The sequence below is a fragment of the Streptomyces sp. NPDC014991 genome (genome assembly GCF_043080665.1).
Classification (GTDB): Bacteria; Actinomycetota; Actinomycetes; order Streptomycetales; family Streptomycetaceae; genus Streptomyces.
Genome location: NZ_JBIBVY010000002.1, coordinates 167,871 through 185,441, shown reverse-complemented (window position 1 = coordinate 185,441; position 17,571 = coordinate 167,871). Strand labels below are relative to the sequence as shown.

The 17,571-nt window shown below is 68.9% G+C and carries 19 protein-coding genes; 9 read left to right on the top strand and 10 right to left on the bottom strand.

Annotation, left to right across the window (positions count from 1 at the left end; translation table 11 throughout):
• Positions 1-31 precede the first annotated feature (31 nt).
• Together ACF1BE_RS04890 and ACF1BE_RS04885 are read right to left on the bottom strand one after the other, a co-directional pair.
• Positions 32-1,150 (bottom strand): lipid II:glycine glycyltransferase FemX, encoded by a 1,119-nt coding sequence (locus ACF1BE_RS04890; RefSeq protein ID WP_392197548.1) that lies wholly within the window; start codon positions 1,148-1,150, stop codon positions 32-34.
• A gap of 118 nt (positions 1,151-1,268) precedes the next feature.
• Positions 1,269-1,583 carry a hypothetical protein gene (locus tag ACF1BE_RS04885; RefSeq protein ID WP_392197547.1) on the bottom strand — a complete coding sequence of 105 codons (315 nt, stop codon included), beginning with the start codon at positions 1,581-1,583 and terminating at the stop codon, positions 1,269-1,271.
• A gap of 257 nt (positions 1,584-1,840) precedes the next feature.
• Between ACF1BE_RS04885 and rpsF the strand changes: the two genes are divergently transcribed.
• The 4 genes from rpsF to rplI all read left to right on the top strand — a co-directional run bounded on the left by rpsF (position 1,841) and on the right by rplI (position 3,558).
• Complete coding sequence (gene rpsF, locus ACF1BE_RS04880; protein WP_121787906.1) at positions 1,841-2,131, top strand: 30S ribosomal protein S6; 291 nt, start codon at positions 1,841-1,843, stop codon at positions 2,129-2,131.
• A gap of 76 nt (positions 2,132-2,207) precedes the next feature.
• A complete protein-coding gene (locus tag ACF1BE_RS04875) occupies positions 2,208-2,798 on the top strand; it encodes a single-stranded DNA-binding protein (protein ID WP_392197546.1) in 591 nt (196 codons plus the stop codon).
• A gap of 58 nt (positions 2,799-2,856) precedes the next feature.
• A complete protein-coding gene (gene rpsR / locus ACF1BE_RS04870; RefSeq protein WP_003949403.1) occupies positions 2,857-3,093 on the top strand; it encodes a 30S ribosomal protein S18 in 237 nt (78 codons plus the stop codon).
• A gap of 18 nt (positions 3,094-3,111) precedes the next feature.
• Positions 3,112-3,558, top strand: coding sequence for a 50S ribosomal protein L9 (rplI, locus tag ACF1BE_RS04865; RefSeq protein WP_121787908.1), 447 nt, complete (start codon positions 3,112-3,114; stop codon positions 3,556-3,558).
• A gap of 106 nt (positions 3,559-3,664) precedes the next feature.
• Here rplI and ACF1BE_RS04860 read toward each other — a convergent pair whose 3' ends face one another.
• Positions 3,665-5,002, bottom strand: coding sequence for an MATE family efflux transporter (locus ACF1BE_RS04860; RefSeq protein ID WP_392197545.1), 1,338 nt, complete (start codon positions 5,000-5,002; stop codon positions 3,665-3,667).
• A gap of 480 nt (positions 5,003-5,482) precedes the next feature.
• Between ACF1BE_RS04860 and dnaB the strand changes: the two genes are divergently transcribed.
• Together dnaB and ACF1BE_RS04850 are read left to right on the top strand one after the other, a co-directional pair.
• Entirely contained in the window at positions 5,483-6,961 is a 1,479-nt protein-coding gene (gene dnaB, locus ACF1BE_RS04855; protein WP_392197544.1) for a replicative DNA helicase, read from the top strand.
• 182 nt (positions 6,962-7,143) lie between these two features.
• Positions 7,144-7,614, top strand: coding sequence for a DIP1984 family protein (locus ACF1BE_RS04850; RefSeq protein WP_362535256.1), 471 nt, complete (start codon positions 7,144-7,146; stop codon positions 7,612-7,614).
• A 295-nt stretch (positions 7,615-7,909) separates the two neighbouring features.
• Here the strand turns inward: ACF1BE_RS04850 and ACF1BE_RS04845 are convergent, their stop codons facing one another.
• Both ACF1BE_RS04845 and ACF1BE_RS04840 read right to left on the bottom strand, forming a co-directional pair.
• Positions 7,910-8,635 carry a dienelactone hydrolase family protein gene (locus ACF1BE_RS04845; RefSeq protein ID WP_392197543.1) on the bottom strand — a complete coding sequence of 242 codons (726 nt, stop codon included), beginning with the start codon at positions 8,633-8,635 and terminating at the stop codon, positions 7,910-7,912.
• Positions 8,636-8,790: 155 nt separating this feature from the next.
• On the bottom strand, positions 8,791-10,131 hold the full coding sequence (locus tag ACF1BE_RS04840; RefSeq protein ID WP_392197542.1) for a phosphatase PAP2 family protein: 1,341 nt from the start codon (positions 10,129-10,131) through the stop codon (positions 8,791-8,793).
• 330 nt (positions 10,132-10,461) lie between these two features.
• Between ACF1BE_RS04840 and ACF1BE_RS04835 the strand changes: the two genes are divergently transcribed.
• Positions 10,462-11,847 carry a serine hydrolase domain-containing protein gene (locus ACF1BE_RS04835; RefSeq protein ID WP_392197541.1) on the top strand — a complete coding sequence of 462 codons (1,386 nt, stop codon included), beginning with the start codon at positions 10,462-10,464 and terminating at the stop codon, positions 11,845-11,847.
• Positions 11,848-11,931: 84 nt separating this feature from the next.
• Here ACF1BE_RS04835 and ACF1BE_RS04830 read toward each other — a convergent pair whose 3' ends face one another.
• Both ACF1BE_RS04830 and ACF1BE_RS04825 read right to left on the bottom strand, forming a co-directional pair.
• Positions 11,932-12,384: a GNAT family N-acetyltransferase gene (locus ACF1BE_RS04830; RefSeq protein WP_392197540.1), complete on the bottom strand. Its 453-nt coding sequence runs from the start codon at positions 12,382-12,384 to the stop codon at positions 11,932-11,934.
• 9 nt (positions 12,385-12,393) lie between these two features.
• Positions 12,394-12,852, bottom strand: a complete 459-nt coding sequence (locus tag ACF1BE_RS04825; protein ID WP_392197539.1) for a MarR family winged helix-turn-helix transcriptional regulator — start codon at positions 12,850-12,852, stop codon at positions 12,394-12,396.
• A gap of 145 nt (positions 12,853-12,997) precedes the next feature.
• Between ACF1BE_RS04825 and ACF1BE_RS04820 the strand changes: the two genes are divergently transcribed.
• Together ACF1BE_RS04820 and ACF1BE_RS04815 are read left to right on the top strand one after the other, a co-directional pair.
• On the top strand, positions 12,998-14,206 hold the full coding sequence (locus tag ACF1BE_RS04820) for an MFS transporter (RefSeq protein ID WP_392197538.1): 1,209 nt from the start codon (positions 12,998-13,000) through the stop codon (positions 14,204-14,206).
• 86 nt (positions 14,207-14,292) lie between these two features.
• Positions 14,293-14,712 (top strand): heme-binding protein, encoded by a 420-nt coding sequence (locus ACF1BE_RS04815; protein ID WP_392197537.1) that lies wholly within the window; start codon positions 14,293-14,295, stop codon positions 14,710-14,712.
• 71 nt (positions 14,713-14,783) lie between these two features.
• Here ACF1BE_RS04815 and ACF1BE_RS04810 read toward each other — a convergent pair whose 3' ends face one another.
• The 3 genes from ACF1BE_RS04810 to ACF1BE_RS04800 all read right to left on the bottom strand — a co-directional run bounded on the left by ACF1BE_RS04810 (position 14,784) and on the right by ACF1BE_RS04800 (position 17,357).
• A complete protein-coding gene (locus tag ACF1BE_RS04810) occupies positions 14,784-15,650 on the bottom strand; it encodes a GNAT family N-acetyltransferase (RefSeq protein WP_392197536.1) in 867 nt (288 codons plus the stop codon).
• A gap of 230 nt (positions 15,651-15,880) precedes the next feature.
• Positions 15,881-16,363, bottom strand: a complete 483-nt coding sequence (locus ACF1BE_RS04805) for an NUDIX domain-containing protein (RefSeq protein ID WP_392197535.1) — start codon at positions 16,361-16,363, stop codon at positions 15,881-15,883.
• Positions 16,364-16,451: 88 nt separating this feature from the next.
• Positions 16,452-17,357, bottom strand: a complete 906-nt coding sequence (locus ACF1BE_RS04800; RefSeq protein ID WP_392197534.1) for a LysR family transcriptional regulator — start codon at positions 17,355-17,357, stop codon at positions 16,452-16,454.
• Positions 17,358-17,571: the final 214 nt, after the last annotated feature.

Below are 17,571 nucleotides of genomic sequence, written 5' to 3'. Positions count from 1 at the left end.
TGAAGGCTATGGAATCAAACGCCCGCGCGGCTCAGCGGCGCGACATGTAGATGTCGAGCGCCTTGTGGAGCAGCTTGTTCAGCGGGAAGTCCCACTCGCCGAGGTACTCGGCGGCCTGACCGCCGGTACCGACCTTGAACTGGATGAGGCCGAAGAGGTGGTCGGTCTCGTCCAGCGAGTCGGAGATACCGCGCAGGTCGTAGACGGTGGCGCCGAGCGCGTAGGCGTCGCACAGCATCCGCCACTGCATCGCGTTCGACGGCCGGACCTCGCGGCCGATGTTGTCGGAGGCGCCGTAGGAGTACCAGACGTGCCCCCCGACGATCAGCATGGTCGCCGCGGACAGGTTCACCCCGTTGTGCCGGGCGAAGTAGAGCCGCATGCGGTTGGGGTCCTCGGTGTTGAGGGCCGTCCACATGCGCTGGAAGTACGACAGCGGGCGGGGCCGGAAGTGGTCGCGCACGGCCGTGATCTCGTACAGCCGCTGCCACTCGGGCAGGTCCTGGTAGCCGCCCTGGACGACCTCCACGCCGGCCTTCTCGGCCTTCTTGATGTTGCGGCGCCACAGCTGGTTGAAGTTCTTGTGGACCTCTTCCAGGGAGCGGTTGGCCAGCGGCACCTGGTAGACGTAGCGGGGCTGCACGTCACCGAAGCCGGCACCGCCGTCCTCGCCCTGCTGCCAGCCCATGCGGCGCAGCTTGTCGGACACCTCGAAGGCGCGCGGCTCGATGAAGTCGGCCTCCAGGTCGCGCAGCCGCTTGATGTCCGGGTCCTGGATGCCCCGCTTGATGGTGTCCGCGTTCCAGCGACGGATGATCACCGGCGGGCCCATCTTCACGGAGAAGGCACCCTGCTGCTTCAGGTGCGCCAGCATCGGCTGGATCCAGTCGTCCAGGTTCGGCGCGTACCAGTTGATGACCGGGCCCTCGGGCAGATACGCCAGATAGCGCTTGATCTTGGGCAGCTGGCGGTAGAGGACCAGGCCGACGCCGACCAGCTGGCCGCTCCTGTCGAACCAGCCGAGGCTCTCCGAGCGCCACTCGGCCTTCACATCGGCCCATGCCGGGACCTGCATGTGGCTCGCCGCCGGCAAACTCTGGATGTAAGCCAGATGTTGCTCACGGCTGATGGTCCTCAGGGTCAGGCTCATGTCGGGGCGCTCCTCGGGCTGGTGTGTCCCCATGGGTACAGGGGCTCCGGCTCTCGCGCCGAAGCCTACTGCGCCCCGCGAGCGCCCCGACTGGGCGTACGGGCTTAACCCGGACGGGTCAGCTGATGAGCCCGCCGAACAGTCCGCCGTGTGCCATGCCGAGCAGGAAACCGATTCCCGAGGCACCGAGGCCCAGGATCAGACCGAAACGCTCGCGAGTGGTCACCGAGATCCACTGTCCGTACGCGCCGACGAGGAGCCCGGCCAGGCCGGCCCAGGACGTCAGCAGGTGGAGGCCGTGGAAGAACGACGTGATGAAGGACAGCAGACCCAGGACCAGCGTCGCCGCCATGAGGGCGTCCTGGAGTGGATGGGCTTTGCCGTCCGTCGCGAACAGGGATCCGGCTGTGTTGGGCTGCAATGCCTGTGCCATGGGGCACCTCCTGCGGAAGCGGCGCATCGTAGCGCCGTAGACACCCGATGTGTACAGATTGACGGCGTCGGCGGCAGGATTTCAACCGGAAGCGGTGTGCGGGTAGTCTGTACCGTCTGCACGGTGTCTGCCCACGCTCGCCGGGTGCCCCCAGGGGCCCTCGACTGTCAGTGGTGGCCGATACCGTTGCGTACGCATCACAACCCTCCTGCCACGGAACGACCGTGGCCGCTGAGTCCGAAGGAGGTGGGTTCCACATGCGTCACTACGAAGTGATGGTCATCCTCGACCCCGATCTCGAAGAGCGTGCTGTCTCCCCGCTGATCGAGAACTTCCTGTCCGTCGTCCGTGATGGCGGCGGCAAGGTCGAGAAGGTCGACACCTGGGGCCGTCGTCGTCTCGCCTACGAGATCAAGAAGAAGCCCGAGGGCATCTACTCGGTCATCGACCTTCAGGCCGAGCCTGCGGTCGTCAAGGAGCTCGACCGCCAGATGAACCTGAACGAGTCGATCCTCCGGACCAAGGTCCTCCGTCCCGAGATGCACTGAGCTTCCGCTCAGCTGATCCCGGGACTCGAGTAGCAGCACCAAGCAGCCAGCAGCAAACCCGCCGAGAGGTTCCCCCATGGCAGGCGAGACCGTCATCACGGTCATCGGCAATCTTGTCGACGACCCCGAGCTGCGCTTCACCCCGTCCGGTGCGGCGGTCGCGAAGTTCCGCGTCGCGTCCACTCCCCGCACCTTCGACCGCCAGACGAACGAGTGGAAGGACGGCGAAAGCCTCTTCCTGACCTGCTCGGTCTGGCGTCAGGCGGCGGAGAACGTCGCCGAGTCGCTCCAGCGAGGCATGCGCGTCATCGTGCAGGGCCGGCTGAAGCAGCGGTCCTATGAGGACCGTGAGGGCGTCAAGCGCACGGTCTACGAGCTGGACGTCGAGGAAGTCGGCCCCAGCCTGCGCAATGCCACGGCCAAGGTCACCAAGACCGCCGGTGGCGGCCGCGGTGGCCAGGGGGGTTACAGCGGTGGTGGCGGCGGCCAGCAGGGCGGCGGCTGGGGCGGTGGCTCCGGTGGCGCCCAGCAGGGCGGCGGTGCCGCCGCTCCGGCCGACGACCCGTGGGCGACCGGCACTCCCGCCGGTGGCAGCCAGGGTGGCGGTGGCTGGGGCGGAAGCTCCGGCGGCAACGGTGGCGGCTACTCGGACGAGCCCCCCTTCTAGGCCCTCGGGCTGAGGGTGGGTCGTACCCCAACTTCTTGATCACACAGGAGAGACACCCATGGCGAAGCCGCCTGTGCGCAAGCCGAAGAAGAAGGTCTGCGCATTCTGCAAGGACAAGGTCACGTACGTGGACTACAAGGACACGAACATGCTGCGGAAGTTCATTTCCGACCGCGGCAAGATCCGTGCCCGCCGCGTGACCGGCAACTGCACGCAGCACCAGCGTGACGTCGCCACGGCCGTCAAGAACAGCCGTGAGATGGCGCTGCTGCCCTACACGTCCACCGCGCGATAAGGGAAGGGTGACGCACTCATGAAGATCATCCTCACCCACGAGGTCTCCGGCCTCGGTGCCGCGGGCGACGTCGTCGACGTCAAGGACGGTTACGCTCGCAACTACCTGATCCCGCGGAAGTTCGCTATCCGCTGGACCAAGGGTGGCGAGAAGGACGTCGAGCAGATCCGTCGCGCTCGCAAGATCCACGAGATCCAGACCATCGAGCAGGCCAACCAGATCAAGGGCCAGCTCGAGGGCGTGAAGGTCCGTCTGGCCGTCCGCTCCGGCGACTCCGGCCGTCTCTTCGGCTCCGTCACCCCGGCCGACATCGCTTCCGCGATCAAGGCTTCCGGTGGCCCCGAGGTCGACAAGCGCCGCGTCGAGCTGACCGCTCCGATCAAGACTCTGGGCGCCCACGAGACGTCCGTGCGTCTGCACCCCGAGGTTGCCGCCAAGGTCAACATCGAGGTCGTCGCGGCCTGATCGCCGCGTGATCACTGTGCTCAGCTGAGCCGGTGAAAGGGGCCGTACCCATCATGGGTGCGGCCCCTTTCCCGTGGCCGGGCGCCCCGTGTTTCACGTGAAACGGTCAGCGGGCCGCGCCCGTCACGATCCAGCGGCCCGAGCGTGCCCGCAGCCACAGGGTCAGCATGCGCACCGTCATCATCAGCGCCATCGCCGCCCATATCGCGGTGAGCCCGCCACCGAGAGCCGGCACCAACAGGGCCACCGGGGCGAACACCGCGAGGGTTATGACCATGGCCCAGGCCAGGTACGGGCCGTCGCCCGCGCCCATCAGAACCCCGTCCAGGACGAAGACGATCCCGCAGACAGGCTGGGAAAGAGCCACCAGCAGCAGAGCCGGCAGGGCGACGTTCTGCACCACGGGATCGCCGGTGAACAGCGGCAGAAACAGCGGCCGGGCGGCCACCACGAGCAGGCCGAGTACGACACCGGTCGCGATCCCCCACTGGATCATGCGGCGGCACGCCTCGCGTGCGCCCTCGGCGTCCTCGGCGCCCAGATACCGGCCGATGATGGCCTGACCCGCGATCGCTATCGCGTCGAGCGCGAAGGACAGCAGACTCCACAGTGACAGGGTGATCTGATGTGCGGCGATGTCGGCGTCACCGAGTCGTGCCGCGACCGCCGTCGCGATCATGATGATCGCTCGCAGGGACAGGGTGCGGACAAGGAGGGGGACTCCTGCCCGGGCCGAGGCCCGGATGCCGGCGGCGTCCGGGCGGAGTGAAGCGCCGTGCCGTCGGGCCCCGCGCACGACGACGACCAGGTAGACGGCCGCCATCCCGCACTGCGCGATGACCGTGCCCCAGGCGGAGCCGGCGATGCCCAGTCCGGCGCCGTAGACCAGTACCAGGTTCAGTCCGGCGTTGGCGACGAAGCCGCCGACCGCGACGTAGAGAGGAGTGCGGGTGTCGTGCAGGCCGCGCAGGACACCGGTGGCAGCCAGAACCCCGAGCATGGCGGGGATGCCGAGTGAGGAGATGCGCAGATACGTCGTGGCGTAGGGGGCCGCTGTCGCGGAGGCGCCGAAGAGGTCCACGATCCCCGGGGCGAGCGGCAGGACGACGGCGATCACCGCGGCACCGAGCAGCAGCGCCAACCAGATTCCGTCCAGGCCCTGCCGGATGGCTGCCTGGAGATCACCGGCTCCGACGCGGCGGGCGACGGCGGCCGTGGTGGCATAGGCGAGGAAGACGAAGATGCTCACCGCGGTGGTGAGGAGCGCCGAGGCAACGCCGAGACCGGCGAGCTGAGCGGTGCCGAGGTGGCCGACGATGGCGCTGTCCGCCAGGACGAACAGGGGCTCGGCGACGAGGGCGCCGAAGGCCGGGACGGCCAGAGCGACGATGTCCCGGTCGTGCCGCCGCCGGGTGGCGCGGGGGGTCGCTGGAGCCTGTGTCATGAGCATCAATCTAATCATCCACAGGTAAGTGATGCAAATAGCTAGTGATCCTTACTTGCCGTCTCGTGGCCTGTCCTTTCGGGAACCGTTCGAAGCGATCTTGGCCCGATGGGGAAAGTTTTTCTTCTGCACAGCCAGTGGATGGCAAAGGCGCAGGTCAGGCGGATATCCCTGAGGGGATCGAGGGCTTGTTCACAGGGCTGTCCACCGGGTCGTGCACAGGTTTCGGCGAGTTCTCCACAGCATCCGGGCGGTCGTCCACATGGCCTGTGGATAACCAGATTGGCTGACGGTGCCGACGGGCCTACCGTGGTCCGGCGCCCGCTCCTTTCCGCGGCCCCGGAAGCACCCTTCTTCCGGCCCGGGAAGCGTCACAGATCCGACGCGGCAGAAGCGGAGTTGGGCCTCTTGTTTGTCAGTGTCGTGCCGTAGAAAAGAGGCACGGCTAGGTCCGCCGTGCGGACGGGAGGAGGTAGCTCGGTGAGCATTTCCGAGCCCTTGGACGATCCGTGGGCCGACAGCGGGCCCAGTGATCGTCTGCCTGCCTCCCGACGGCGCGGTGACGGTGGACGGAGCCGTGACGAACAGCACGACCGGGGCCGGGACACCGGCGCCTGGGAAGGCGGGGGTTCGGCATTCGAGCGGGTGCCGCCCCAGGACCTGGACGCCGAGCAGTCGGTGCTGGGCGGCATGCTGCTGTCGAAGGACGCCATCGCGGACGTCGTGGAGATCCTCAAGGGCCACGACTTCTACAAGCCCGCGCACGAGACGATCTACCAGGCCATCCTGGACATCTACGCCAAGGGCGAGCCGGCCGACCCGATCACCATCGCGGCCGAACTCACCAAGCGCGGCGAGATCAACAAGGTGGGCGGGGCCGCCTATCTGCACACCCTCGTCCAGACCGTGCCGACGGCGGCCAACGCCGAGTACTACGCGGAGATCGTCCACGAGCGGGCCGTCCTGCGCCGCCTGGTCGAGGCCGGCACGCGCATCACGCAGATGGGATACGCGGCCGACGGCGACGTGGACGAGATCGTCAACAGCGCCCAGGCCGAGATCTACGCCGTCACCGAGCAGCGGACCAGCGAGGACTACCTGCCGCTCGGCGACATCATGGAGGGCGCCCTCGACGAGATCGAGGCGATCGGCTCACGCAGCGGCGAGATGACGGGCGTGCCCACCGGGTTCACCGACTTCGACTCGCTGACGAACGGCCTCCACCCGGGGCAGATGATCGTCATCGCGGCCCGTCCCGCCATGGGTAAGTCGACGCTCGCGCTGGACTTCGCGCGGGCCGCCTCGATCAAGAACAACCTCCCGAGCGTCATCTTCTCGCTCGAGATGGGCCGCAACGAGATCGCGATGCGACTGCTGTCCGCCGAGGCCCGGGTCGCCCTGCACCACATGCGCTCCGGCACGATGACCGACGAGGACTGGACCCGGCTCGCCCGCCGTATGCCGGACGTCTCGGCCGCGCCGCTGTACATCGACGACTCGCCGAACCTGTCGATGATGGAGATCCGCGCCAAGTGCCGGCGTCTGAAGCAGCGCAACGACCTGAAGCTGGTCGTCATCGACTACCTCCAGCTGATGCAGTCCGGCGGCTCCAAGCGCGCCGAGAGCCGTCAGCAGGAGGTCTCGGACATGTCCCGTAACCTCAAGCTGCTCGCGAAGGAACTGGAGATTCCGGTCATCGCCCTCTCGCAGCTCAACCGTGGCCCGGAGCAGCGCACCGACAAGAAGCCGATGGTCTCCGACCTGCGTGAGTCCGGCTCCATCGAGCAGGACGCCGACATGGTCATCCTGCTGCACCGCGAGGACGCGTACGAGAAGGAGTCCCCGCGCGCGGGCGAGGCCGACCTGATCGTCGCCAAGCACCGTAACGGCCCCACCGCCACGATCACGGTCGCGTTCCAGGGCCATTACTCCCGTTTCGTGGACATGGCCCAGACCTGATCCGAGATATCGACTCCTCCATCGTTCTCGTTCGTCCTGTCGGATCCTCTTTCGTGGCGCTGAGCGGCTGCCCGCTTTCACTCCGGTGGCTGGTCAGGGCTCCAGCGGATCGAAATGCGAGTGCTATGAGCTGATTCGCATTCGTATACTCGTGCGAGCTCATGGAGGGGGAGGTGGGGACAGTGAAGCTTGCTGAGGCACTGGCGGAACGTGCGGAGGCGACGCGCCGTGTGGAACAGCTGCGAGCGCGCGTCGTCGACAGTGCGCGGTACCAGGAGGGGGAGACACCCGCCGAGGATGCAGCTCAGCTGTTGGCTGAAGCCGGTGAGGTGCTGGACGCTCTGGAAACATTGATCCGGCGGATCAACCGGACCAATGCCACCGTGGAGATGGGTCCGGACGGCACGCTCACCGATGCCCTCGCGCGCCGGGATGTTCTGCGGTTGCGTCACTCCGTGGTCACCGCGGCGGCGGACGCGGCGGCGGGTAAGGGCGAGCGGGGATACGGCCGGCAGCTTCGGTCCGAGCTGATGATGCTCTCCGCGCTTCCGGTCGCGGAACTGCGCGGTCAGGCGGATGCACTCGCCCGGGAGATCCGGGAGGTCGATGTGCGGATCCAACGTACGAACTGGGAGGTCGATCTGCTGGACTGAGAAGTCCAGCGACCTGGGACGATGTGGAGCAGGTAGCGGTTTCGGAGGCGTGCACACACCGAGGGCCGGCGGTTTTCCAGCCCACTCCTGGCGCGTGAAGAGCAACGCGGGGGTTCGACTCCCCGTTAACAGTGCAGCTCAGTACCGCGTACAGGTGACGGTGCACATCGCACAGCACATCACCACGTGCAGATCCGAGGCGGCGAGGGCGGGTTCGGGGTCCCACATCGCAGCACCAGGGAGAACGGTGGTCTCTGGCGGATACCGTCGGCGACGGCGTTCCTGACGATCCAGCTCACCCCGCCACGGGCAGGCACTCGGCAAGCAGGCCGAGGACGTCGCGCCAGGCCCGCTGCGCGTGCTTCGGGTGGTAGCCGACGCCGGGGGGAACGGTGTGGTCGACCGGCGGGTGGTGGAAGGCGTGCAGGGCTCCGCCGTAGACCACGAGGCGCCAGTCGACACCCGCGGCCTGCATCTCGGCGGTGAACGCATCCCGTTGCGCGGGCGGCATGATGGGGTCCTCTGACCCGACCCCGGCCCACACCGGGCAGCGAATACGCGCCGCCTCGCCCGGTCGGCCCGTGGTCAGGGCGTTGACGGTCCCGATCGCGCGCAGGTCGACGCCGTCGCGCCCGAGTTCCAGCGCGATCGCGCCCCCGGTGCCGTAGCCGACAGCGGCGATCCGGCCGGGGTCGGTCCGCGGTTCGGCACGCAGTACGTCCAGTGCCGCGTGGCCGATCCCCCGCATGCGGTCGGGGTCGGCGAGCAGCGGCATGCAACGCGCCAGCATCTCCGCCGGGTCGGTGAACGAGCGCCCGCCGTGAATGTCGAAGGCCAGCGCCACGTATCCCAACTCGGCCAGCGCATCGGCCCGACGGCGCTCGACGTCGGTGAGTCCTGGGCCCTCCGGTCCGATCAGAACCGCGGGCCGGCGGTCGACACCCGTGGGGAGCGCGAGGTGCCCGATCATGGTCAGGCCGTCGGCAGGGTATGCGACTGTGCGTGTGGTGACTGTCCCCATGAGACGGGACTGTAGTGATCGTCGAGCCCGGGCGGGCTCGTCTTCGCCGTCGGCGGAACAGCGCGGGCGTGGGTCCGGGCACAGGAGGGGTGCCACTCGATCGAGTGACACCCCTGGCAGCGTCTGTGCGGCAGCCCTCGGCCTCGCTGCGTGTCTCAGACCAGTTCTGGCTGGGGTTCCGCTTGGGGAGCCGGTGCGATTCTCGGTTCCCACGGTCTGGTGGTCCGTACGTAGCCGTAGATCACGGAGACCATCGCCAGAACGAGAAGGGGCCCGAACACCGACGGATGCCCGGCCATTTCCGCGGGCAGATAGCGATAGGACACCAGGAGCGCGGCGAAGACCGTCGTGCCGTAAGCCACCAATTGGATTCCCGACCGGTCCCAGCCGCGTTCGAGCGAGCGCAGAGCCGCCTCGATCGTGAGGGTGAACACCACGCCGGCGATGATGTCCGTGCCGTAGTGGTAGCCGAAGCCCAGGGTGGCGCCGAGCGTGGCGATCAGCCAGAACGTGCCGGCGAAGCGCAGCAGCCGCGGGCCCTTGCGGGAATGGATGAAGATGGCGGTGGCCCACGCGGTGTGCAGGCTCGGCATGCAGTTGCGCGGGGTGATCTCGTCGAACGGCATGTGGTGCGGGGTCGCCATGACCGGCGGCGTGTGCGGCCACTGGTGGGCCACCGCCCAGTGCCCGCCGTCCGCGCCGTAGGCGAAGATCGGTCCGACCACCGGGAAGAGCATGTAGATGCCGGGCCCCAGGAGGCCGATCACCAGGAAGGTGCGCACGAGATGATGGCGCGGGAATCGGCGCTCGACCGCCACGTTACGCAGCTGGTAGAGCGCGACGACGACCGCGGCCACCGCGAGCTGGATGTAGACGTAGTCGAGGACATGGTCGCCGATCGTGCCGGTGGCCCTGACGATCCGGCCCGCCACCCAGGACGGGTTGCCCAGCGCGTGGTCGGCGGTCGCCACGTACTGGTCGAGCACCGTCGGCCGGGTCTTCGACGTGATGAGCAGCCAGGTGTCACCGGTCTTGCGGCCGGCCACCAGCAGCAGGCCCAGCCCGACGCCCTTCAGCAGCAGGACACGTTCGCGTCCGGTGCGACGCGTGACAGCGATGACCGCATAGCCCAGGACCACCCACAACGCGCCGTTGCCGAAGCCCATCTTGGCGTCGGCAGCCCAGCGCACCAGCAGGAAGACGACGTCGATGCCGACCGCGACACCGGCGGCGATCATCCGTTGCCGCCAGGTGAGCACCACCATCATCAACGCCATGCTGGCGTACAGCAGAGGCCCTGATTTCGGGGCGACCACGACTTCTTTCGCCTGGTTGGTGATCGGCCCCGGCAGCCCGTAGTGACGAGCGGCGATCTCCAGCGCGATGAGGAACCCGAGGGCCACCACGCTCACTACGGCCCACAGCACGACCCGTGGACGACGCCACGCGGAAGATGTAATTCCGCACTTTATTCGCGAAAATACCCGCGATGCCATGAATGTCAATGCTCTGGCCGATTTGATAGGGATTGGCGGAATGAGTTACTCGTCGTGCTGGATGGCATGGTTTTCCGGTAAGGGCGGGTGAAGGGGCGATCGTCGTAAGTTAGAACATGTTATCGGAGCGGTGCGAGCGGGTTTCGTTGATCACCGATGCGCGAAGGCCGGCCGCCCCCGCGCTCGTTGGTCCAACGCCCCGGGGACGACCATGGCACTGTCCGCCCCTGCCGGTACAGTCCCTGTGCGGTCCGCGCGTCCGCAGGCCGTGCCCTCGCACCGCACAGGCCCACATTCGACGTCGGGCGCCGCAACCGGTGGACTGTGTTCATGACGACTTCTCAGGAAGCACTGCTCCCCGGCACCCGGCGTGCCTTGCTGCACCGGATCGCTGTCGCGCAGGCCGAGGGGCGGGCTCCGTCGCTGGTGGCCGCCGTCGTTCGGGAGGGGCAGGCCGTGTGGCACGGCGCGCGGACCTCGGTGGACGGGCACGGGCCGGACGAGACCGTGCAGTACCGGATCGGCTCCCTCACCAAGATCTTCACTGCCGTGCTGGTGATGCGGTTGCGCGACGAGGGTGTGCTCGACCTCGGTGATCCGCTGGAGAGGCATCTGCCGGATACCGGAGTGGGGGAGGCGACGATCGCGGAGCTGCTCGCGCACACCGCGGGGTTGGCGGCCGAGTCGCCCGCGCCGTGGTGGGAGCGCACTCCCGGTGTGCTGCGGCCCGAGCTGAGCGATGTGCTCGGTGACCAGCCGCTGCTCCATCCCGTCGGCCGGCGGTTCCACTACTCCAACCCCGGTTACACGGTGCTCGGCGCCCTGGTGGAGAAGCTGCGTGGCGCGTCCTGGGAGGAAGTGCTGCGTGACGAGATCCTGGAGCCGCTGGGTCTGCACCGGACGAGCGCACAGCCGCGGGCCCCGCACGCGGGTGGCTGGGCGGTGCATCCGTGGGCCGACGCCCTGCTGCCCGAGCCGCTGGAGGACCTGGGCCGGATGGCGCCGGCCGGCCAGCTCTGGTCGACCACCGGGGACCTGGCGCGGTTCGCCGCGTTTCTGGCCCGGGGAGACGGCCGGGTCCTGAGTGCGGAGTCGGTGCGGGAGATGCGGACCCCTGCGGCACCCACCGAGGCCGCGGACGTGATGGACGGGGCCACCTACGGCCTGGGCATGCAGATCCAGTGTCGCGACGGCCGGCTCCTCGTGGGGCACTCCGGTTCCCTGCCGGGATTCCTGGCGAACCTCACCCTCAGCGTCGAGGACGACGTCGCCGCGGTGGTGCTCGCCAACTGCACGAGCGGACCGCTGCTGGGTGCGGTGGGAGCGGACCTCGTTCGGATCGTCGCCGAGGCGGAGCCACGAATCCCCGAGCCCTGGCGACCCCTGCGGGAAGTGGATCCGGCGGTGCTGGCGCTGACGGGGCAGTGGTACTGGGGCACGCATGCCTTCGCCTTGCGGGCGACCGCCGACGGCCTCCTCGTGCTGGCACCGCTGACCGGCGGCGGCCGTCGTGCCCGCTTCCGCGCGAACGGCGACGGCACGTGGACGGGTGTGGAGGGTTACTACGCCGGCGAACCGCTGCGGCCGGTGAGGCGCTCGGACGGAACCGTGAGCCACCTCGACCTCGGCTCGTTCGTGTTCACGCGGCAACCGTACGATCCCGAGGCCCCGGTACCTGGCGGGGTCGACGCGGAGGGGTGGCGGGGCGTCGGTTAGGCCCTGAGATGTCCATGGGGTGTGTTTCACGTGAAACACACCCCATGCTCGGTTTTTGCACCTTTCATCCGCCCGGTACGACGGTCAGAGGCGCAGCTTGAAGCCCTCGTGCGACGCGGTGAAGCCCAGCCGCTCGTAGAAGCGGTGGGCGTCGGTGCGCGATTTGTCGGACGTCAGCTGCACCAACTGGCAGCCCAGCCGCCGGGAAGTGTCGACCGCCCACTCGATCAGCAGGCTGCCCAGCCCGCCGCCCCGCTCGTCGGCGTGGATCCGGACCGCCTCGATGAGCGCGCGGGTGGCTCCCCTGTGCGAAAGGCCCGGGATGATCGTGAGCTGGAGGGTCCCGATCGCACGGCCTTCGCGCACCGCCACGACGAGATGCTGGTTCGGGTCGGCGTCGAGGTTTTCCAGCGCGGCCCGGTACGGCGTCAGATCGTCGGGTGACTCGCGCTGGGCGCCCAGCGGGTCGTCGGCGAGCATGGCGACGATCGCCGGGAGGTCGGCTGCGGTCGCGTCCCTTATTTCAAGATCTCCCATCCCTGCACCCTATGTGGGCACGTTCAGGGACTCCACCGCCCGGACCAACGGGGCCAGTTCGGCACTTCTGGAGGCCTCGTCCAGGGCCTCGCGCAGTGCGGCGTCATTGGTGGGCCGCGCCTCGTCCAGCAGGCGCAGACCCGCCGGAGTGACGTTGGTGTAGATGCCGCGCCGGTCGGTGGGGCACAGATACCGCTCCAGCAGGCCACGGTCCTCCAGCCGGGTCACCAGGCGTGTGGTGGCGCTCTGGCTGAGCACGACCGCGTCGGCGACCTGCTTCATCTGCAGGTGCCCGCCCTCGCCGTCGTGCTGTCGGCTGAGCACGTCGAGCAGGGAGTACTCGCGCACACTCAGGTCGTGCCCGGCCTGTAGGGCGCGCTCGATGTGCGCCTCGATCCTCCCGTGCAGCGCAGAAAGGGCGCACCAGCCCTGAGCGAGCGCGGTGAGCGCGGGGTCTGTCGCTGTCATTGGCGTTTCCTCCGTCCCGGAGCGGCTGCACCACCAGGATAGAGCACGGCCGCAATAGACGGCGTTTGCGAGTAACCCGCGCATGCAATTATTGTGGACGAACGTAAAGCGCTCCTGCAATCGTCTGGGAAGGTGTACCCCCCTCATGCCTCTCGCGCTTCTGGCCCTCGCGATCGGGGCCTTCGGAATCGGAACGACCGAGTTCGTGATCATGGGCTTGCTGCCCGAGGTCGCGGGCGACTTCGGGGTGTCCATCCCCACGGCGGGCCTGCTCGTGACGGGTTACGCGCTCGGCGTGGTCGTCGGTGCCCCGCTGATGACCGTCCTCGGTACCAAAGTCCCGCGCAAGCGGATGCTGATGCTGCTGATGGGCCTGTTCATCGCCGGCAACCTGCTCTCCGCCGTGGCCCCGGCCTTCTCGGTCATGCTGATCGGACGCGTGGTCGCCTCGCTCGCCCACGGCGCCTTCTTCGGCATCGGCTCGGTCGTGGCCGCCGAGCTGGTCGCGCCGCACAAGAAGGCCGGCGCCATCGCCATGATGTTCACCGGTCTGACCGTCGCCAACGTCGTCGGCGTCCCGCTGGGCACACTCGTCGGACAGACCGTCGGCTGGCGTGTCACCTTCGGCATCGTCGCCGTCCTCGGTGTCATCGGTCTCGCCGGCATCGCCAAGCTCGTGCCCGACCTGCCACGCCCGCAGGGCGTACACCTGCGGCACGAGCTGGCCGCGTTCAAGAACGCCCAGGTCCTGCTCGCCATGGCTATGACCGTTCTCGGCTTCGGCGGCGTCTTCGCGGCCATCACCTACATCGCGCCGATGATGACCCATGTCGCCGGCTTCGCCGACGGCTCGGTCACCTGGCTGCTGGTCCTCTTCGGCCTCGGCATGGTCGGCGGCAACCTCCTCGGCGGCAGGTTCGCCGACCGTGCCCTCATGCCGATGCTGTACGTCTCCCTGGGCGCCCTGGCCGTCGTCCTCGCGCTCTTCACGCTGACCGCCCACAACAAGATCGCGGCTGCGGTGACCATCGCGCTGATCGGTGCCCTGGGATTCGCCACCGTGCCGCCACTACAGAAGCGCGTCCTCGACCAGGCGCACGGCGCGCCGACGCTCGCGTCGGCGGTGAACATCGGAGCCTTCAACCTGGGCAACGCCCTGTCCGCCTGGCTCGGCGGTCTCGTGATCGCGGCCGGCTTCGGCTACACGGCCCCCAACTGGGTCGGCGCCGCCCTCGCCGCCGCGGCTCTGGTGCTCGCCGTCCTCTCGGCCGCCCTGGAGCGTCGCGACGGCGCGCGCACCACCGTGGCCGCCTCCGGACCGGCCGCCGGGCAGCGGACGCCCGTCCACCACTGAGCCGTCCGGCCCGTCGGACACCCGTACCGGGGTGCGCCCCCGGTACGGCGCACATCCACCGCAGCACCTACCAAGGAGACAGTTCCATGAGCACCACCGCCGTCGCCCCGCTGACCATCGAGGACGCCGAGCTGCTCATCGGCGCGGCCCGTCGGGCGGCCGAGGACGCCGGGGTCACCGTCAGCGTCACCGTCCTGGATGCCGGGGGCAACCTGCTCGCCTTCCGCCGGGACGACCGGGCCGTGCTGATCTCCGGCGAGACCAGCACCCGCAAGGCCTACACGTCGCTCCAGCTGAACGCGCCCACCGCGGACCTCGTCGATGCCGTCCAGCCCGGCGGCCTCTTCCACACGCTGCCCACGGCGCTGGACCGACCCCTGCTGTTCATCGCGGGCGGTGCCCCCGTCCACCGGGACGGCCGGCTGATCGGCGCCATCGGCGTCGGCGGCGGCGCACCGGAGCAGGACCACGGGTTCGCCGTCGCGGCCGTGCAGGCACTCGCCTGAGCACACGGCCGAAGCCGGTGACCAGGCCCCGCCGCTTCGAGCGGCGGGGCCTGCGTGCGTCGTACGCCGGTTCAGCCCGCGGCCACCGTCAGCGGCGCGAACCGCCGGGTCCAGTCCCCCGGAAGATCCGCGATGCCGTAGGTCATCACGACGTTGAAGGCCACGGAGGCCAGCCCACGTGCCTTCGCCCAGGCCAGCAGCTCCTCATGGCGCACGTCGATGTCGGTGCGCAGCGGACGGTCCGTGTGGGCCGCCAGCGAAGCGATGAGCGCCTTGGCGGTCTCGGTGTCCCGGGCGATCAGCGGACCGACGACATGGGTGTTCATGTTGGGCCACGCGGCCGTGTAGCCGATGAGCCGGCCACCCTCCTCCGCCACCCGCAGCTGATCGGCGAACGCGGGCAACCGGGTGACGAGGGGCGTGCGGTCGGTGCCGAACACCTCCTCGTCCAGACGCAGGATCGCCGGGAGATCGTCCGCGGTGGCAGCACGGGTGGCGACCCTCGGCTCGGGTCCGCCCGGAACGAAGCTGCCCGTGAGCATCTCCGCCCGGCCCGTCACCTTGAACCCCAGTTCCTCGTACAGGGGGCGGCCGAAGGGCGTGGCATGCAGGGTCAGGGGGGTGGTTCCCATGGTCGACACGACGTGCTGCATCAAGCGGCGCCCGACGCCCCGGCGGGCGTGGCGTCCGGCCACCAGAACCATGCCGATGGCGCCGAGATCCGGCTGCCCCCACGGACCGTACTCCGTGACCACGCACGCGGCGACGAGGCCGCCCTCGGGGTCGTCGATGCCCAGACCCTTCCCGGCCGTGAGGAGGAAGCCCCACTTGTGTTCCTCGCGGGGCCACCCCCGGTCCTCGGACAGATCAGCGCACGCGGTGAGATCGCGGAGCGTCAGACGACGGATGGGCAGAGCGGCGAGGGAAGGAGTCGGCACGCAGGTCAGGCTGTCCGACCGACACCCTCGCCGTCCACCCGTTTCGATGCGGACGCACGCGCTTTTGGCCATCTCGTGGCCTCGTGGACAGCGTGTGGGCAGCTGTGCGTGTTTCACGTGGAACATCGGCAGTCGGCCGGCCTCCCGTCATCACTGTCCGCGGTATGCCGCGGAGCCGCATACGGCACGACGCGGTGGAGGAACGGCTCGCCGTCACGGACTGATCGTGTTCAGCCGAGGTCGGGGGCGTGCATGGCGCGCACCCCCTCGATGTTGCCGTCGAGATAGTGGCGCAGGGACAGCGGGACGAGATGGACGGAGGCGATGCCGACGCGGGTGAACGGGACGCGGACGATCTCGTACTCCCCTGCCGGTTCCTCCACTTCGGGGCCGTGACGCAACGAGGGGTCCATGGACTCCAGCCGGCAGACGAAGAAGTGCTGCACCTTCACGCCGGTCGTGCTGCTGTCCTCGCCGATGTGCTCGACGGTGTCCACGAAGCACGGCACGACATCGGCGATCTTGGCGCCGAGTTCCTCGTACACCTCCCGGTGCAGGGCGTCCACGACAGTCGAGTCCCCGGGCTCGACTCCGCCACCGGGGGTGACCCAGTAGGGATCCAGGCCGGGCTTGGTGCGCTTGATGAGGATCAGGCTGTCACCGTCCAGGAGAACAGCACGGGCGGTGCGCTTGACCACGGGTCGGACGGTCATGGGAGGAATGTGGCCCGGCTGGTTCCACGTGAAACATCGCAAAGCGCCAGGACATGACCACAGGGCGTGCACGATCTGCCGGACGGCGTCACCACCAGGCCGTGGCGGCACGCTGGAGCCACTCGCAGGCCCGTGCGACAAGGGGCAGGGCGAGGGTGCCGTTGCGCACCACCAGGAAGTACGTGCGCAGCGGTGGGACCGCCGGGTCGTGCAGGGCGACGACAGTGCCCTGGCGGAGGGCCGGGGCGCACAGATAGCGGGGCAGCACCGCAAGTCCGGCTCCCGCGATCGCGCAGGAGAGGACGGCACGCAGATCAGGAACGACGACCGTGCCCGAGGCGGCCGGGCGGGAGTCGAAGACGGAGGCCCAGTAGCGCGCGACGAACGGCAGCGACTCGTGGACTTCGACGACGGGCAGGTGGTCCAGGGCCGACGCGCCCTTCAGCCGCAGCGCTTCCGAGCCGATGCGCTCGGCCCAGCGCGGCGCGGCGACCAGGACGTGCTCCTCGTCGCAGAGCGGAGTGGCGCTGAGCAGGGCCCCACGCGGCCGTGCCGTGCTGATGGCCAGATCGTGGTGGCCGGAGGCCAGTCCCTCCAACACCTCCTCGGCGGTGCCGAACGAGGCACGCAACGCCAGTCGGCGGCCGTCCTCCCCGGTCAGCCCGGTGAGGGCGGGCAGGGCGCGTTCGGCGGTGAACTCCGGAGGACCGGCCAGGTGCAGAGTCCGGGGTGAGGACTCCTCGTCCAGGCCGCTCCCGGCTATCTCCACCAGGGCGTCGAGATGCGGTGCGGCCTTGTGCGCGAGTTCGTCACCGATCGTCGTAGGGATGACGCCGCGCGCCTGACGGAGGAAGAGAGGTCTGCCCAGCTGGCGTTCGAGCGTGCGGATCTGCGAGGTGACGGCGGGCTGGGAGAGGCCGAGCAGTGCGGCGGCACGAGTGAAGGAACCGGCCCGGTGCACGGTGACGAAGGTCCGCAGCAGGGCCAGATCCATGGCATGCCTCCCTGTACCTGCCTCCTCCGGCCCCCAGGGCAGGCACCAACTATAAATATGTCGATAGGCTCCTGTCGCTAGCGTGATTGGACACTGACGCTGAGTCAACTAGCCTGGTTCGCGCGGCTCTTCGTCAGCGAAGCCGCGGACGGTCCGAGCCACGAGGGGGGGAGGCTCGGACCGTCATCAAGACCTGCTCGGCGTGCCCCCCGAG

Coding starts and splice junctions, on each gene's coding strand:
- ACF1BE_RS04890 (WP_392197548.1), bottom strand. CDS start 1,150: ATGAGCCTGACCCTGAGGACCATCAGCCGTGAGCAACATCTGGCTTAC.
- ACF1BE_RS04885 (WP_392197547.1), bottom strand. CDS start 1,583: ATGGCACAGGCATTGCAGCCCAACACAGCCGGATCCCTGTTCGCGACG.
- rpsF (WP_121787906.1), top strand. CDS start 1,841: ATGCGTCACTACGAAGTGATGGTCATCCTCGACCCCGATCTCGAAGAG.
- ACF1BE_RS04875 (WP_392197546.1), top strand. CDS start 2,208: ATGGCAGGCGAGACCGTCATCACGGTCATCGGCAATCTTGTCGACGAC.
- rpsR (WP_003949403.1), top strand. CDS start 2,857: ATGGCGAAGCCGCCTGTGCGCAAGCCGAAGAAGAAGGTCTGCGCATTC.
- rplI (WP_121787908.1), top strand. CDS start 3,112: ATGAAGATCATCCTCACCCACGAGGTCTCCGGCCTCGGTGCCGCGGGC.
- ACF1BE_RS04860 (WP_392197545.1), bottom strand. CDS start 5,002: ATGACACAGGCTCCAGCGACCCCCCGCGCCACCCGGCGGCGGCACGAC.
- ACF1BE_RS04845 (WP_392197543.1), bottom strand. CDS start 8,635: ATGGGGACAGTCACCACACGCACAGTCGCATACCCTGCCGACGGCCTG.
- ACF1BE_RS04840 (WP_392197542.1), bottom strand. CDS start 10,131: ATGGCATCGCGGGTATTTTCGCGAATAAAGTGCGGAATTACATCTTCC.
- ACF1BE_RS04835 (WP_392197541.1), top strand. CDS start 10,462: ATGACGACTTCTCAGGAAGCACTGCTCCCCGGCACCCGGCGTGCCTTG.
- ACF1BE_RS04830 (WP_392197540.1), bottom strand. CDS start 12,384: ATGGGAGATCTTGAAATAAGGGACGCGACCGCAGCCGACCTCCCGGCG.
- ACF1BE_RS04825 (WP_392197539.1), bottom strand. CDS start 12,852: ATGACAGCGACAGACCCCGCGCTCACCGCGCTCGCTCAGGGCTGGTGC.
- ACF1BE_RS04820 (WP_392197538.1), top strand. CDS start 12,998: ATGCCTCTCGCGCTTCTGGCCCTCGCGATCGGGGCCTTCGGAATCGGA.
- ACF1BE_RS04815 (WP_392197537.1), top strand. CDS start 14,293: ATGAGCACCACCGCCGTCGCCCCGCTGACCATCGAGGACGCCGAGCTG.
- ACF1BE_RS04805 (WP_392197535.1), bottom strand. CDS start 16,363: ATGACCGTCCGACCCGTGGTCAAGCGCACCGCCCGTGCTGTTCTCCTG.
- ACF1BE_RS04800 (WP_392197534.1), bottom strand. CDS start 17,357: ATGGATCTGGCCCTGCTGCGGACCTTCGTCACCGTGCACCGGGCCGGT.